Origin of the sequence: Alterluteimonas muca (assembly GCF_021191595.1) — a bacterium.
GTDB lineage: Bacteria > Pseudomonadota > Gammaproteobacteria > Xanthomonadales > Xanthomonadaceae > Luteimonas > Luteimonas muca.
This window is the reverse complement of sequence record NZ_JAIWPS010000014.1, coordinates 1-14,027: the sequence shown is the minus strand read 5'-3', so window position 1 is coordinate 14,027 and position 14,027 is coordinate 1. Positions and strand designations below refer to the sequence as shown.

Sequence of the window (14,027 nt, the reverse complement as noted above, 5' to 3'; positions counted from 1 at the left end):
TCCCGCGCGGGCATGCCGCACCGGCCCTCCAGGGTTTCGCCTCGACGGTTGGGGAAAAAAGCGCCCGCGTGGTGGGACGTTCCAGAACACGCTCGCGACGCTACGTCCCGGCGGCCTGCGTGAGGGGTTGCCTGCAGGAAGCGTCCGGTCGCGGCAGTCGTGGCCACAGTCGACGTCGCCTCGTGCCACGGGACCGCGCGCGTCACGTCCCGCGCGGCTTTGCCCGATGGGTTGCGGTGGCATTCCAGGGATCATCCGGCCACGGATGTCGGGGATAGCGGCCCTTCATCTCCTTGCGCACCTCGGGGTAGGTGCGGTCCCAGAAGCTGCGCAGGTCGGCGGTGACCTGCAGCGGCTTGCCGCCCGGCGAGAGCAGGTGCAGCAGCAGCGGCACGCGGCCGTCGGCGATGCGCGGGGTGTCGGCCAACCCGAACAGCTCCTGCAGCTTGACCGCGAGTACCGGCGGCTGCGGCATGCCCTCGTGATCCAGCGCGTACGCGACCGCGCGCTGCATGCCGGATGGCACCTCGATGCGCGACGGCGCCAGCCGATCGAGCTGCTGGCGCTGGTTCCAGTCCAGCCGCGCGCGCAGCGCCTCGCCCAGTTCCGCCTCCGACAGCGCGTCCAGCCGGGTCTTGCCGGCGAATGCGGGCCTGAGCCAGTCATCGAGCCCGGCCAGCAGCGCCGCGTCGGTCACGTCCGGCAGCCCCAGCGACGGCACCCAGGCACGCAGCGCGACCACCCGCGCCTGCCACTGCCGCAGGCCGGGCGTCCACGGCAGCACTTCGAGGCCGAGCGTGCGCACCGCGTCCGCCAGTGCCTGCGCGGCCTGCGCCGGATCCACGCGGCCGGCGGGGCGGCTGTCGAGCACGATGCGGTCGAAGCGCGATTCGCGCCGCGCCACCAGCGCGCGCCGGTCCGCGTCCCACACCGCGCCCTCGTGTTCGACGAAGCGCGCGGCGAAGTCGCGCCGCAGGCGTGCTTCGTCGACCGGGGCGGCGCGCAACAGCCAGGCATCGCCGCGTGGCTCATGGCGCAGTTCGTTGATCACCAGCCACGGCTCGCCGCGCAGGACGCTGTCATCGAACAGCATCGCGGTGCGCCCGTTGGCCAGCTGGTAACGGCGCGCGTCCGTGGGATGCTGCGCGGCGATGCGATCCGGAAACGCGTGCGCGAGCAGGTCGCCGAGTTCATGCGCCTCGATGCGATCGGGCGGGGCGACGTCGCAACGCAGGCGCCGGCGCCATTGCCGGGTGGCGGCATCGATCGCGGCCAGCGCCGAGCGGCTGGCATCGGCCGGCATTCGTCCGCTGCGGAATGCGGCCAGTGCGCGCCAGCGCTCGGCCAGCGCATCGCTGCGGCTGCGCAGCGGATCGCGCGCTTCCAGCAACGCCGCGAGATCCGCCGCCAGCGCCTGTTCGCGCGGCGTGCGCGCGGCCACCAGCATCGCCGCCAGCCGCGGATGCGTGCCCAGCGCGAGCATGCGCCGGCCGGTGTCGGTCACCCCGCCGGTGGCGCTCAGCGCACCCAGCCGCTGCAACAGTTCGCGCGCGGCCGCCAGTGCGCCGGGCGGTGGCGGGTCCGGGAAGCGCAGCTGGTCGCTGCCCCAGGCCGCGAGTTCCAGCGCAAGCCCCGCCAGCTCGACCATGGCGATCTCCGGCCGCCGCTGCGGTTCCAGCCGCTGCGATTCCGGCCACAGCCGGTACGCCCAGCCGGATGCCACGCGACCGGCACGCCCGGCGCGCTGGTCGGCCGACGCCTGCGCGATCGCGACCACGTCCAGCCGCGAGAACCCGCTGTTGGGATCGAAGCGTGGCTCGCGTGCGAGCCCGCTGTCGATCACCACCCGCACGCCGGGAAGGGTGACCGACGATTCCGCGACATTGGTCGCCAGCACCACGCGGCGGGCGCCATCGGATGCCGGCTGCAGCACGCGTGCCTGCTGTTCCACCGGCAGTTCGCCATGCAGGGCCAGCACCTCGGTTCCCGCCGGCAGTGCCGCGGTTGCCAGGCCCGCGCCGACCCGTGCGATCTCGCGCTGCCCCGGCAGGAACACCAGCACGTCGCCGGGGTGCCTTGCCAGCGCGTGCTCGACCGCACGTCGCGCCTGCACCTCCAGCGACTCCTCGCGTCGCGCCGGCAGGTGGGCGACCTCGACCGCATGGCTGCGGCCCTCGCTCGACAGCCGCGGTGCATCGAGGAAGCGCGCCAGGCGCTCGCCGTCGAGCGTCGCCGACATCACCATGATGCGCAGGTCCTCGCGCAGCTGCGACTGCACGTCGAGCGACAGCGCAAGGCCGAGGTCGGCGGACAGGTGCCGCTCGTGGAATTCGTCGAACAGCAGCGCACCGACGCCGTCGAGCAGCGGGTCGTCCTGCAGCATGCGGGTGAGGATGCCCTCGGTGACCACTTCGATGCGGGTGCGCGCGGACACCCGGTTGTCGAAGCGGATGCGGTAGCCGACGGTGGCACCGACGTCTTCGCCCAACTGCCGGGCCATGAACTGCGCGGCGCTGCGCGCGGCCACCCGGCGTGGCTCCAGCATCACGATGCGCCTGCCGGAAAGCCACGGCGCGTCGAGCAGCGCCAGCGGTACGCGGGTGGTCTTGCCGGCGCCGGGCGGGGCTTCCAGCACCAGGCGCGTGTGGGCGTGCAGCGTGGCACCGATGTCCGGCAGCAGGCTGTCGATGGGAAATGTCGGGTCCGTCACCCGCAAAGGATAGGGCCTCGCCACGCGAGCGATCGCGGGGTGCGGTGGCGCGGGTCGCCATGGCGCGCACCTACAATAGGCACCATGCAACTCATCGATATCGGCCTCAACCTCAGCCACGACAGTTTCGACCGCGACCGCGACGAGGTCTGGCAACGCGCACGCGACGCGGGCGTGGTGCAGGCGGTCCTCACCGGCGCCAGCCGCGAACACTCGCCCAAGGCGCTCGCACTGGCGCGCACGCGGCCGGGCGAATGGTTCGCCACCGCCGGCGTGCATCCGCACCATGCGGTCGAATACAGCGAGGAGTGCGATGCCGAGATGCGCGCGCTGCATGCGCACCCGGAGGTGGTGGCGGTCGGCGAATGCGGGCTCGACTACTTCCGCGACTTCTCGCCGCGCCCAGCGCAACGCCGCGCCTTCGAGCGCCAGCTGCAGATCGCGGTGGACCTCGCGGTCGACGGTGTCGGCAAGCCGCTGTTCCTGCACCAGCGCGATGCCCATGCGGACTTCATGGCGATCATGAAGCAGTTCGACGGCAGGCTCGGGCCGGTAGTGGTGCACTGCTTCACCGGCACCCGCGCGGAGCTGTTCGACTACCTCGACCGGGACTGGCACATCGGCATCACCGGCTGGCTGTGCGACGAACGCCGCGGCCAGCACCTGCGCGACATCGTGAAGAACATCCCCGCCAACCGGCTGATGGTGGAAACCGACGCGCCCTACCTGCTGCCGCGCACCCTGAAGCCGATGCCGAAGGACCGCCGCAACGAGCCGGGGTTTCTGCCGCATATCGTCGAGGAACTCGCGCGCGACCGCGGCGAGGACGTCGCGGTGACCGCGGCGAATGCCACAGCCACGGCAAGGGCGTTCTTCGGCCTGCCCGGTATCGGCTGACGCGGGCGGCGTTCGCGCCCGCACTGCCATACGGCCCGCCGGCGGCAGTGCGCCGACGGGCGTGCGCTCAGAGCCTCACGAGCTCCACCCGCCGGTTTCTGGCGCGCCCTTCGTCGCTGTCGTTGTCGGCCACCGGCGTCGACTGCCCATGGCCCCGGGCCTCGAGTCGCGAGGCGTCGATGCCCTCGCCTGTCAGTGCCGCGACCACGGCCTGCGCGCGCGCTTCGGACAGGCGCTGGTTGTGCGTGGCCTCGCCGGTGGCATCGGTGTGGCCGTCGATCGACAGGCGCAGCGAAGGATCGTCCTGGAGCAGCGCCAGCACCTGCGCGATCTGCGGCTGCGAATCCGGGAGGATCTCGGCCCTGTCGACGGCGAAATTGACCTCGATCGCCACGCGCCCATCGGCGTCGAGCTGCTGCTTCAGCTGCGACGCCGGCAGCAGGGCCGCGGTCTGCACGAAGCCTTCCCGCTCGGCGACCACCCAGCCGGCGTTGAGGTATTCCAGTCGCGCATGCACCCACACTTCGCGCCCGTCGGGCCGGTCCACCCGGTAGACCAGCGAATCGTAGTCGTCCCAGCTGAAGCCGGTGCCACGGCTGTAGTAGCCCTTCAGATCACGGTCGTAACGCTCCGATGCCTCTGCCGGGATACGGCCCTCGAACACCCGGGTGCCGCCGGCCTCGACCATCATCGCCTCGATGTTCCGGCGCACCTCGTACATCGAATAGCTGCGCTCCTCCCCGCGCACGGCGGTGGTGAAGGTCCTGCCTTCCACTTCCTCGAAGTCACCGCCGGTCCAGAACGGGTACATGTCGAAGTCGCGCTGCTTGCCGCTGCCGTTGTCATCGTAGGCCGCGGGCAGGGTCAGATACGGGAACCCGTCAGTCCAGCGGGCGGTAGCCGTGAACGGGCGCTCCTCCACCACCACCAGCGCTGCACCATGCGAATGCGTGGACAGCTGCAGCCAGATGCTGCGGTCGGCCTGGCGGATGACGTGCACCGTCGTCGGCGTGCCGGCATCGAGGTTCACGCCCTCGTGAAAGCTGCCGGCGATCTCGTCTTCCAGTTGCGGGCCGTAATACAGGTCGCGCATGAACGGACCCTCGAACACCTTCCTCGCGCCTGCCTGCTCGAACACGGCCTCGAGGTTGCGGCGCAACTCGCGCGGCGAGAACTCCTTGTCGCCGCGCGCCTCGCGGGCAACGCCGATCAGGCTGTTCCAGCTTGCGCCTTCCACCCAGTGCAGCCCATCGCCAAGCCGGAACGGAAAGCGTGCAAAGGCGCGCTGTCGGGGGCGATTGACCGGGCCGTAGCCGTCGGGCATCGAGAAGAACGGCAGCTCGCCAAGCGCAGCGGAGGACACGGGCACGCTGTCGATGTCGAACGGCACCAGCGTAATCGGGTTGCCTTCCTTGTCGACGAGCGCGGATGCCGGCGCATCGGGCGCAGCCGCCGCGGTCATGGTGGCGTCCGGCGACGGCGGAGGCGTGGTATCGCCCGCAGCCACAACGTCCTGGGTGCTGGCGGTATCGACCGCGTTGCCGGCATCGCTGCCGGCATCGGATGCGCCGCCGCAGGCTGCGAGCAGCAGCGCAGCCGCGCAGGCGGCCGCGAGAGTTGCCTTGTGCATTCCCCTTCCTCCCTGAGATGGAAGGCGGAAGGCTACACGATCAAAGGCCCGGGATTCCCGGCCGGCTCGCGCACGGCTGCACACGACCGATCATGCCCACGCGCGCCCGCATGTACGACGCACACGACGCGTGAGCGCGTCTCAGCTGCGCAGCCCGACCCCACGTTTCAGCAGCCACAGCCCGAGCGCGCCCAGCACCACCACGAAGCCCAGCATCAGCACGTAGGCGATCCACAGCGGCACGTCCGACTGACCGAGCAGGCCGTAGCGGAACGCGTTGACCATGTAGAAGATCGGGTTGGCATGCGTTGCGGCCTCCGCCCAGCCGGGCAGCAGCTTCACCGAATAGAACACGCCCCCGAGATAGGTCAGCGGGGTCAGAATGAAGATGGGCACGATGGCGACGTCGTCGAACTTCTTCGCGAACACCGCGTTGACGAAACCGGCGAGCGAGAAGATCGTCGCGCCCAGCAGCACCGTCGACAGCGTCACCCACGGATGCGGGATGCGCACGGTGGTGAACAGCATTGCGATGCCGAGCACGATCACGCCCACCATCAGCCCGCGTAGCACCGCGCCGGCCACATAGCCACCGAGGATCACCCACGGCGGCATCGGGCTGACCAGCAGTTCCTCGACGTGACGCCCGAACTTGGCGCCGAAGAAGCTCGACGAGATGTTGCCGTAGCTGTTCTGGATCACGCTCATCATCACCAGGCCGGGGACGATGAAGTCCATGTAGCCGATGCCGTCCATGGTCCCGATGCGGCTGCCGATGAGGCCACCGAAAATCAGGAAGTACAGCGTCATGGTGATCGCCGGCGGCACCAGCGTCTGGCTCCAGATGCGCAGGATGCGCATCACCTCGCGGCGGGCGATGGTGCCCAGCGCGACCAGGTTGCTGCGCAGCACGGTGGGTTCCGCGGCATGTGTCGTGGTGGTGCTCATGCGGCCTCCCCCTGCGCCTGGCCGGCATCGACCGGCGCATCGCCGGTCAGACGAACGAACAGTTCCTCCAGCCGGTTGGACTTGTTGCGCATGGAGCGCACGCGGATGCCGGCGGCGTCGAGTGCGGCGAACACGCGGTTGAGATCCATCGCGCGCGGCATGTCGACATCGAGCGTATGCGCATCCATCGCGCGCACCTCGGTGCCGGGGATCTCGGGCAGCAGCTCGGGCAACGTGCCCTCGACATCGAGCAGGAAGCCCTCGACGTCGAGCTTGGCCAGCAGGCCCCGCATCGGCCCGGACTCGACGATGCGTCCATGGTCAATGATCGCGAGGTTGCGGCAGAGGTTCTCGGCCTCCTCCAGGTAATGCGTGGTGAGGATGATCGTGGTGCCGGCGGCGTTGATCTGCCGCAGCGTCTGCCACATGCCGCGGCGGATCTCGATGTCGACGCCCGCGGTGGGTTCGTCCAGGATCAGCAGCTTCGGCTTCGTCATCATCGCGCGGGCGATCATCAGCCGCCGCTTCATGCCGCCCGACAGCGTGCGGCTCATCTTGTCCGCCTTGTCCCACAGCTGCGCGGCGCGCAGTTCCTGCTCGGCGCGCACGACCGCCTCGGCGCGCGGAATGCCGTAGAAGCCGGCGTAGTTGACCAGGATGTCGAGCGGCTTCTCGAACATGTTGAAGTTGATTTCCTGCGGCACCAGGCCGAGCAGGCGCATCGCGCGGTCGCGCTCGCCGTGCAGGTCCACGCCGAACACCCGCACCTCGCCTGAGGTCTTGTTGACCAGCGAGGAGACGATGCCGATCAGTGTCGACTTGCCGGCGCCGTTGGGGCCGAGCAGGGCGTAGAAGTCACCCGGCGCGACATCGAGCGAGACGCCCTTGAGGGCCTCGACACCGTTGTCGTAGGTCTTGCGCAGGTCGCGGAGGGCAAGGGCGGGCAGGGCCACGTCCGCCCCGACGGAAGCTTGCATATGAACGTCCAGGCCGCGAGGCAGGCGGCGAATCCCGCTAGTATATGCGGCTGCCCGGTGCCCGCCGGCGCGACGCTGCGTTGCGGGACCAGGCGATGCGACGGGCGCGGCCCGCCCGCATCTACCGGGCTGTTCCCGCGGCCGCGCCGCGCCTGCAGATGCATGTCTTGGCCATCCAGCACTTCCCCCTCACGCTTCGTGGACGCCGGATGCTCGCGCCCAGCATCGCCCACCTCACCTTCGAGCGCAGCGATGGACAGCCGGTGGTGTTCGCACCGGGCCAGTTCATCCAGGTCCACTTCAGCTACGCCGATGGCACCGCCACCAAGCGCAGCTATTCGCTGGCGACCATCCCCGATGCCGGCGCCACGCCCGGCCCGCAGGTGGAGATCGCGGTGAGCTACGTGCCCGGCGGCGCAGCCACCGCGCTGTTCGAAGGCCTGGAGCCGGGCGATACCGTGGATGCCAGCGGGCCGTTCGGCCGCTTCTGCCTGATGCCCAACGACAGCAACCGCCGCTATCTGCTGATCGCCACCGGCACCGGCGTCACCCCGTACCGCTCGATGCTGCCGTTGCTCGAACAGCAGATGGCGCTGCGTGGCATCGAGGTGGTGCTGCTGTTCGGCGCGCGCAATCCGGACGAGCTGCTGTACGGCGACGAGTTCCGCGCCTTCGCCGACGCACATCCCGGGTTCCGGTTCGTGCCCTGCTTCTCGCGCGAACTGCCGCCGTCGGGCTCGCCGCACGACCATGCCGACGTGCGCCATGGTTACGTGCAGCAGTTCATCGACGAATTCGCGCCGGACCCGATCGGCGACATCGCCTACCTGTGCGGCAACCCGAACATGGTCGATGCCTGCTTCGAGGCTCTGAAGACGCGCGGGCTCGGTGTGTCGCAGATACGCCGCGAGAAGTACGTCAGCTCGAAATAGCGGTTCCGCGGCGGATGCCCGGCCGCGCGCACCCTTGCGAGCCCCGGCAATGCACCCGGCAGTGGCGGCAGGCGCGACGTTGCCCACCGTGGATCAGCACCGGGCTCCGGAGCGCCACGCTGCCGGGGCGCATGACCGTTCGCGCCCGCTGGCATGACCAGATGCACGCGTGTGTCGTCCGCGCCCGGGCCTAGACTGGCCGCCTGTTGCGGCAGGAGGGGGCCATGGAATCGCATCCGGCACAACGTGCGCTGTATCCCGCATTCATCGACCCGCCACCGCGCCCGTGGTGGCGCCGCGCGCTCGCGCCGGCGGCGGGATTCGTGGCGGGCGTGGGCGGCGGCATGCTGATCGCCCATCTCGCGTTCGCACCGGCCGGGCCGCTGCACGGGCTCGGTAGCAGCGGCCTGATCGCCACCCTCGCCACCCTGGCAATGGGCCTGTGGCTGCATGTGATCCTGCACGAGGCCGGGCATGCGCTGGCCGGGCTGGCGGTGGGGATGCGGATCGTCGCGCTCGGAATCGGCCGCTGGCGCTTCGAGCGCGGCGGCGATGGCTGGCGTGCCTGGCGCGGGCCCAGCCTGGCCGGAGTGGGTGGATTCGCCGCCCTGGTGCCCGGCCCCGGGCGCGGCGGTGGTGCACCTGCGCAGGCGGTCTACCTGCTGGGCGGGCCGCTGGCCAACCTCGTCGCTGGCGCTGGCGCCTGCGTGCTTGCCATCGCCCTTGCCTCCACGGCGCCGGCCTGGGTCGCGGGCGCGATACTCGGTCTCGGCATCAGCGGCGTGCTGATGGGTGCGATCAACCTGGTGCCATTCCGCACCCATGGCTGGCGCAGCGACGGCATGGGCCTGGCCGACCTGCTGCTGGGCCGCCCGGATGCGCGGCTGCTGCAGCGTGCACAGGCAGCGATGGCGCTGTCGGCCGCCGGCACGCGTGCGCGTGACTGGCCTGCCGACGTGGTTCCCGCCGAATCCGGGCTGGCCGCGGCCAGCGTGGGTGCGGCAACGATGGTGCGGCAGCTCCGGCTGGCGCGGGCGGTCGACGCCGGCGACCACATGGCTGCGTCGGAAGCGGCTCACGCGCTTGTGGCCGGTGCGGGCACGCTGCCCGCGGCGTTCCGCGGCCAGGTGGCGTTGTCGATGGCGGCGTGGGCGGCGCGCTGCAGCGCCGACACCGCGCTGCTCGAGGCCTGGCGCGCGCACTGCAGCGGCGCGATCCTGGATGCCACGCCACTGTTGCACTGGCTCGATGGCGAACTCGCACGTCGCCACGGCGACCACGCGGCGGCGCGACGCGAGCTCGCAGCCGCACGCCGGACCCTCGGGCGCCTGCCCGATGCCGGCGGGGCGAAGGCGCTTTCCGATGCCCTGGACCAGCTGGAGCAGGCGCTGCAGGGCGCGCCACCGGGCGGGGCCACCGCCTGCCGGGCCGCGGGCACGGCGGCAGCCGCCACCACGTCGGCGATGTAAAGGACGCTTGACACGCACCACATGCGGGGCACATCCTCGATGTCAAGCACACTTGACACACGCCAATGACGATGACGCCTGCCGCACGCCGCTACGGCCGTGAATTCCTCCCGGCCATGGCCGCCTATGCCGTGATGCTGCTGGCATCGACATGGCTGCTGCGCTCGATCGACTCCACCCCGCTGCGCGCATTGCTGGCACTGCTGCCGTTCGTGCCGGTGGTCTACGCCGCCGGCGCCCTGCTCCGCTTCCTGCAGGCGATCGACGAGTTCCAGCGCAAGCTGCAGCTGGAGGCGTTCGCGCTTGCGGCCCTGGCGTTGACGCTGGGCAGCTTCGCGCTCGGCCTGCTGACCGCCGGCGACGTCATCGTGCTTCCCGCCGACCTCGTGCTGCTGCTGGTGCTGCCCGCGTTCTGCGTGCTGCACGGCCTGTTCGCCTGCCTGGCGGCGCGGCGCTACCGGTGAGAAGCCGCATCCGCGAACTGCGCGAGGCGCAGGACTGGTCACAGTCGGACCTCGCCGAACGTCTGCAGGTGTCGCGACAGACGGTCAATGCCATCGAGACCGGCAAGTACGACCCGAGCCTGCCGCTGGCATTCCGCATCGCGCGGCTGTTCGGCAAGCGCATCGAAACCATTTTCCAGTACGAGGACGACGCATGAGATCTCCAGTTCCATGGACCGCGACGCTGGCCGTCGCCACCGCGCTGCTGGCCGGCTGTGACAGCGCGCCGGAGACATCCGCCAGCGGCGGCCGCTTCGGCAGCCTGGCGCTCGAGGCCTGTTCCACCGGCGAGGGGGCGATGCGCGCCGAGGCGATGTGCGGGACCCTCGAAGTGCCCGAAGACCGCGATGCACCCGATGGCCGCAAGATCGCGCTCAATATCGCGGTACTGCCGGCGCGCAACGACAGTGGGCTGGAGCCGGTGTTCTTCCTCGCCGGCGGCCCGGGCCAGGCGGCCACCACGCTCGCCGGCCATATCGGCAACGCTTTGCGCGATGTGCGCCGTTCGCGCGACGTGGTGCTGGTCGACCAGCGCGGCACCGGCAGGTCCAACCCGCTCGATTGCGTGGATGCCAGCGGCGAGCCGATGGACACGGACCTCTCGCAGGTGACCGATGCCGACGGCATCGCGCGCTATGCGGCGGCCTGCGCGCAGGGCCTGGCCGGCCGCGCAGATCCGCGCTTCTACACCACCGCCGAGGCCATCGCCGACCTCGATGCGGTGCGCGAAGCGCTCGGCGCCGACACCATCAACCTGGTCGGCGGTTCCTACGGCACCCGTGTCGCCCAGCAGTACGCGATGCGCTACCCGGACCACGTGCGCACGATGGTGCTCGACGGCGTGGCGCCCAACGATCTCGTCGTGGGCGGCGAATTCGCCCGCACCTTCGAGGATGCCCTCGCGTTGCAGGCGGCACAGTGCAATGCCGACGCCGCCTGCCGCGCGCGCTTCCCGGTGGATGCGCCCACGCGGCTTCGCGAAGTGATCGCGCAACTCCAGGCGCAGCCGGTCGAGGTGGAGTACCGCAACGCCACCACCGGCGCGATCGCCCGCGACACCGTCACCGCCGACACCGTGACCGGGCTGGCGTTCCTGTTCTCGTATGCGCCGGAAACCGCCTCGCTGCTGCCGCTGATGCTCGAGGAGGCATCGGAAGGCCGCTACGGCGCGCTGCTCGCACTGACGCGCATGACCGGGCAGCAGTTCGCCGGCGGGATGAACCGCGGCATGCAGTGGTCGGTGCTGTGCGCCGAGGACGCGCCGCGCTGGAATGCCGACAGCGGCAGTGCCGACGGCACCATCCTCGGCGCCGAGGTCGCGCGGATGTTCTTCGCAGCGTGCCCGGCGTGGCCGCACGGCGCGGCCGATCCGGCGCAGGCGCAGCCGCTCGAAAGCGACATTCCCACGCTGCTGCTGTCGGGCGAACTCGATCCGGTGACCCCGCCCGCCTATGGCGAGCGGGTGGCTGCAGGCCTCGCCAACGGTCGCCACCTGGTGCTGCGCGGCCAGGGCCACGGCACCCTGCATCTGGGCTGCACGCCGAAGCTGGTGGCGGGCTTCATCGAGGATGCCGACACCGCGTCGCCCGATCCCGCCTGCCTCGACAGCCTCGAGGGCGTGCCGCCGTTCACCAGCTTCAACGGGTGGGATCCGTGATGGCCGCGCCCCTGCACCGCTCGTCGCTCCGGTTGGCGACGTTCCATTCGACCCGATCCGCTTCGTCATGTCGCGCAGTGCTTCGCGCGGCACACCGCCCCGCGTATTCCCGTCGATGCGGCACCCGCCACGCGGCGTGCGCACCCGGCCCATACCAGCGAGCCCAGTGATGATCACAGCACAGCATCTGCACAAGGCGTTCAAGACCCGCACCGGCACGGTGAAGGCGGTCGATGGCGTCGACTTCACCGCCGAGGACGGCCGCATCACCGGTCTGCTCGGTCCCAACGGCGCCGGCAAGACCACCACCCTGCGCATGCTCTACACGCTGATGCGCCCCGACAGCGGCAGCGTGCGCGTGGATGGCATCGATGCCGGCGAGGACCCGGCCGCGGTGCGCCGCATCCTCGGCGTGCTGCCGGACGCGCGCGGCATCTACAAGCGGCTGACCGCGCGCGAGAACATCCGCTACTTCGGCGAGCTGCACGGCCTGCCGCGTGCACTGGTGGACGAGCGGATCGACTCGCTGTCGTCGCGGCTGGACATGGCCGACATCCTCGACCGCCGCACCGAGGGCTTCAGCCAGGGCCAGCGCACGAAGACCGCGATCGCGCGTGCCCTGGTGCACGACCCGCGCAACGTGATCCTCGACGAGCCCACCAACGGCCTCGACGTGATGACCACCCGCGCGATGCGCGAGTTCCTCTTCAGCCTGCGCGACGAAGGTCGCTGCGTGGTGTTCTCCAGCCACATCATGCAGGAGGTCGCCGCCCTGTGTGACCGCATCGTCATCATCGCCAAGGGCCAGGTGATGGCCGCCGGCACCGCCGACGAACTGCGCGAACGCTTCGACGAGCCCAACCTCGAGGACGCCTTCGTCAAAGCCATCGGTTCCCAGGAGGGCCTGTTCGCATGAATGCTCCACGCTCGAACGTGTTCGCCCCGCTGTGGGCGGTGATGCGCAAGGAACTCGTCGACATCGGCCGCGACCGCCGCACGCTGGCGCTGATGCTGCTGCTCACCCCGCTGCTGACGCCCTTGCTGCTGATCGGCATGTCGTCGCTTGCCGAGAAACGCATCCGCACCCAGACCGAGCAGACTCTGGAGGTCCCGGTCGTCGGTGCGGAGCGCGCGCCCAACCTGGTCGCGTTCCTGGCCAGCCGCGGCATCACCGCGGTGGAGCCGCCGGCCGATCTCGACGCCGCGATCGCCGACCAGTCGGTGGACGTGGCGCTGGAGATCGCCCCCGACTTCGCAGAAGCCTGGCATGGCGGGCGCGCGGCGGGTGTCGATGTCGTCACCGACAGTACCCAGCGCAATGCCGAAGTGCCGGTCGCACGCGTGCGCGGGGCGCTCGAGGCCTACAGCCAGCAGGTCGGCGCGCTGCGCCTGGTCGCACGCGGCATCGATCCCGGGGTGGTGCGGCCGGTCGGTGTCGGTACCCGCGACCTCGCCAGTGACGCGGCGAAGCAGAGCATGGTGCTGGCGGTGTTCCTGCCCTACCTGCTGCTGCTGTCGGGGTTCCTCGGCGGCATCTACCTGATCGTGGATGCGACCGCTGGCGAGCGCGAGCGGCAGTCGCTCGAGCCGTTGCTGGCCACGCCGGCGGCACGGGGCGCGATCGTCAGCGGGAAGATGGCCGCGGGCTGCGTGATCGGCATCACCTCGCTGCTGCTCACGCTGCTCGCGCTCAAGGGCAGCAGCATGATGGGCGACACCGCGCGCATGCTCGACGTGCGCTGGCTGGCAATCGGCAAGCTGCTGCTGATCCTGCTGCCGATGGTGGTGATCGGCACGGCGCTGTTCACCTTCCTCGCCGCCGCGGCCAAGAGCGTCAAGGAAGCCCAGAGCCACATGAGCTGGCTGATGCTGCTGCCGATGGTGCCGTCGTTCGTGCTGATGGTGAACCCGATCAAGACCGAGGGCTGGCAGTTCGCGGTGCCGTTCCTGGCGCAGAACCAGATGATCCTGAAGGTGATCCGCGCCGAGCCCATCGACCCCGCGACCTGGGGCATGTACCTCGCCGCGGCGCTCGCGTTGGCCGCGGTGCTGTGGCTCGCCGCGGTGCACCGCTACGGGCAGGAACGGCTGGCGGTTTCCGGCTGACGGTTGCGGCGGACCTGGAGGAACGTCTGCAGGTTCCGGCACGATGGCGCACAGCTGGAGTGTCGTGCGCGTGGTTGCTCCGTTTGAGACCCGCGCTGCCCGTCGCGCGCACCGGGGGGTGTGCTCCCCCGGCCGGAGTCCGCGTCCGGCTACCACGGCCGGCCGCCGGCCATCCATGGCCGGCTGGGAGCACACCCC

12 protein-coding genes are annotated in these 14,027 nt (G+C 70.6%); 8 read left to right on the top strand and 4 right to left on the bottom strand.

The window, feature by feature from the left end; translation table 11 throughout:
- Positions 1-202: 202 nt before the first annotated feature.
- Positions 203-2,710 carry an ATP-dependent helicase HrpB gene (hrpB, locus tag LDO11_RS14320; protein ID WP_232142134.1) on the bottom strand — a complete coding sequence of 836 codons (2,508 nt, stop codon included), beginning with the start codon at positions 2,708-2,710 and terminating at the stop codon, positions 203-205.
- A gap of 84 nt (positions 2,711-2,794) precedes the next feature.
- Here hrpB and LDO11_RS14315 point away from each other — a divergent pair, with 84 nt between their 5' ends.
- Complete coding sequence (locus LDO11_RS14315) at positions 2,795-3,607, top strand: TatD family hydrolase (RefSeq protein ID WP_232142133.1); 813 nt, start codon at positions 2,795-2,797, stop codon at positions 3,605-3,607.
- Positions 3,608-3,674: 67 nt separating this feature from the next.
- On the opposite strand, the gene LDO11_RS14310 is transcribed toward LDO11_RS14315, so the two are convergent.
- The 3 genes from LDO11_RS14310 to LDO11_RS14300 form a co-directional block, all read right to left on the bottom strand.
- On the bottom strand, positions 3,675-5,237 hold the full coding sequence (locus tag LDO11_RS14310; protein ID WP_232142132.1) for an OmpA family protein: 1,563 nt from the start codon (positions 5,235-5,237) through the stop codon (positions 3,675-3,677).
- A 141-nt stretch (positions 5,238-5,378) separates the two neighbouring features.
- Entirely contained in the window at positions 5,379-6,185 is an 807-nt protein-coding gene (locus tag LDO11_RS14305) for an ABC transporter permease (protein ID WP_232142131.1), read from the bottom strand.
- Entirely contained in the window at positions 6,182-7,162 is a 981-nt protein-coding gene (locus LDO11_RS14300) for an ABC transporter ATP-binding protein (RefSeq protein WP_232142130.1), read from the bottom strand. Before LDO11_RS14300 ends, LDO11_RS14305 begins: the two co-directional genes overlap by 4 nt.
- A gap of 158 nt (positions 7,163-7,320) precedes the next feature.
- Here LDO11_RS14300 and LDO11_RS14295 point away from each other — a divergent pair, with 158 nt between their 5' ends.
- From LDO11_RS14295 to LDO11_RS14265, 7 genes are all read left to right on the top strand, one after another.
- Positions 7,321-8,094 carry a ferredoxin--NADP reductase gene (locus tag LDO11_RS14295; RefSeq protein WP_232142186.1) on the top strand — a complete coding sequence of 258 codons (774 nt, stop codon included), beginning with the start codon at positions 7,321-7,323 and terminating at the stop codon, positions 8,092-8,094.
- Positions 8,095-8,318: 224 nt separating this feature from the next.
- A complete protein-coding gene (locus LDO11_RS14290; protein WP_232142129.1) occupies positions 8,319-9,563 on the top strand; it encodes a M50 family metallopeptidase in 1,245 nt (414 codons plus the stop codon).
- 65 nt (positions 9,564-9,628) lie between these two features.
- Complete coding sequence (locus LDO11_RS14285) at positions 9,629-10,027, top strand: hypothetical protein (RefSeq protein WP_206733333.1); 399 nt, start codon at positions 9,629-9,631, stop codon at positions 10,025-10,027.
- Positions 10,024-10,224: a helix-turn-helix transcriptional regulator gene (locus LDO11_RS14280; RefSeq protein ID WP_129137108.1), complete on the top strand. Its 201-nt coding sequence runs from the start codon at positions 10,024-10,026 to the stop codon at positions 10,222-10,224. Before LDO11_RS14285 ends, LDO11_RS14280 begins: the two co-directional genes overlap by 4 nt.
- The gene (locus LDO11_RS14275) at positions 10,221-11,723 is read left to right on the top strand and encodes an alpha/beta fold hydrolase (RefSeq protein ID WP_232142128.1); all 1,503 of its coding nucleotides are present in this window, start codon (positions 10,221-10,223) and stop codon (positions 11,721-11,723) included. Before LDO11_RS14280 ends, LDO11_RS14275 begins: the two co-directional genes overlap by 4 nt.
- 169 nt (positions 11,724-11,892) lie before the next feature.
- Positions 11,893-12,639: an ABC transporter ATP-binding protein gene (locus LDO11_RS14270; RefSeq protein ID WP_232142127.1), complete on the top strand. Its 747-nt coding sequence runs from the start codon at positions 11,893-11,895 to the stop codon at positions 12,637-12,639.
- Positions 12,636-13,829 carry an ABC transporter permease gene (locus tag LDO11_RS14265; RefSeq protein ID WP_232142126.1) on the top strand — a complete coding sequence of 398 codons (1,194 nt, stop codon included), beginning with the start codon at positions 12,636-12,638 and terminating at the stop codon, positions 13,827-13,829. Before LDO11_RS14270 ends, LDO11_RS14265 begins: the two co-directional genes overlap by 4 nt.
- The last annotated feature ends 198 nt before the right edge of the window (positions 13,830-14,027 follow it).

Bases quoted from the DNA above. Each gene is read 5' to 3' on its own strand.
- LDO11_RS14315 (WP_232142133.1), top strand. From the start codon at position 2,795: ATGCAACTCATCGATATCGGCCTCAACCTCAGCCACGACAGTTTCGAC.
- LDO11_RS14310 (WP_232142132.1), bottom strand. From the start codon at position 5,237: ATGCACAAGGCAACTCTCGCGGCCGCCTGCGCGGCTGCGCTGCTGCTC.
- LDO11_RS14305 (WP_232142131.1), bottom strand. From the start codon at position 6,185: ATGAGCACCACCACGACACATGCCGCGGAACCCACCGTGCTGCGCAGC.
- LDO11_RS14300 (WP_232142130.1), bottom strand. From the start codon at position 7,162: ATGCAAGCTTCCGTCGGGGCGGACGTGGCCCTGCCCGCCCTTGCCCTC.
- LDO11_RS14295 (WP_232142186.1), top strand. From the start codon at position 7,321: ATGCATGTCTTGGCCATCCAGCACTTCCCCCTCACGCTTCGTGGACGC.
- LDO11_RS14290 (WP_232142129.1), top strand. From the start codon at position 8,319: ATGGAATCGCATCCGGCACAACGTGCGCTGTATCCCGCATTCATCGAC.
- LDO11_RS14285 (WP_206733333.1), top strand. From the start codon at position 9,629: ATGACGATGACGCCTGCCGCACGCCGCTACGGCCGTGAATTCCTCCCG.
- LDO11_RS14275 (WP_232142128.1), top strand. From the start codon at position 10,221: ATGAGATCTCCAGTTCCATGGACCGCGACGCTGGCCGTCGCCACCGCG.
- LDO11_RS14270 (WP_232142127.1), top strand. From the start codon at position 11,893: ATGATCACAGCACAGCATCTGCACAAGGCGTTCAAGACCCGCACCGGC.
- LDO11_RS14265 (WP_232142126.1), top strand. From the start codon at position 12,636: ATGAATGCTCCACGCTCGAACGTGTTCGCCCCGCTGTGGGCGGTGATG.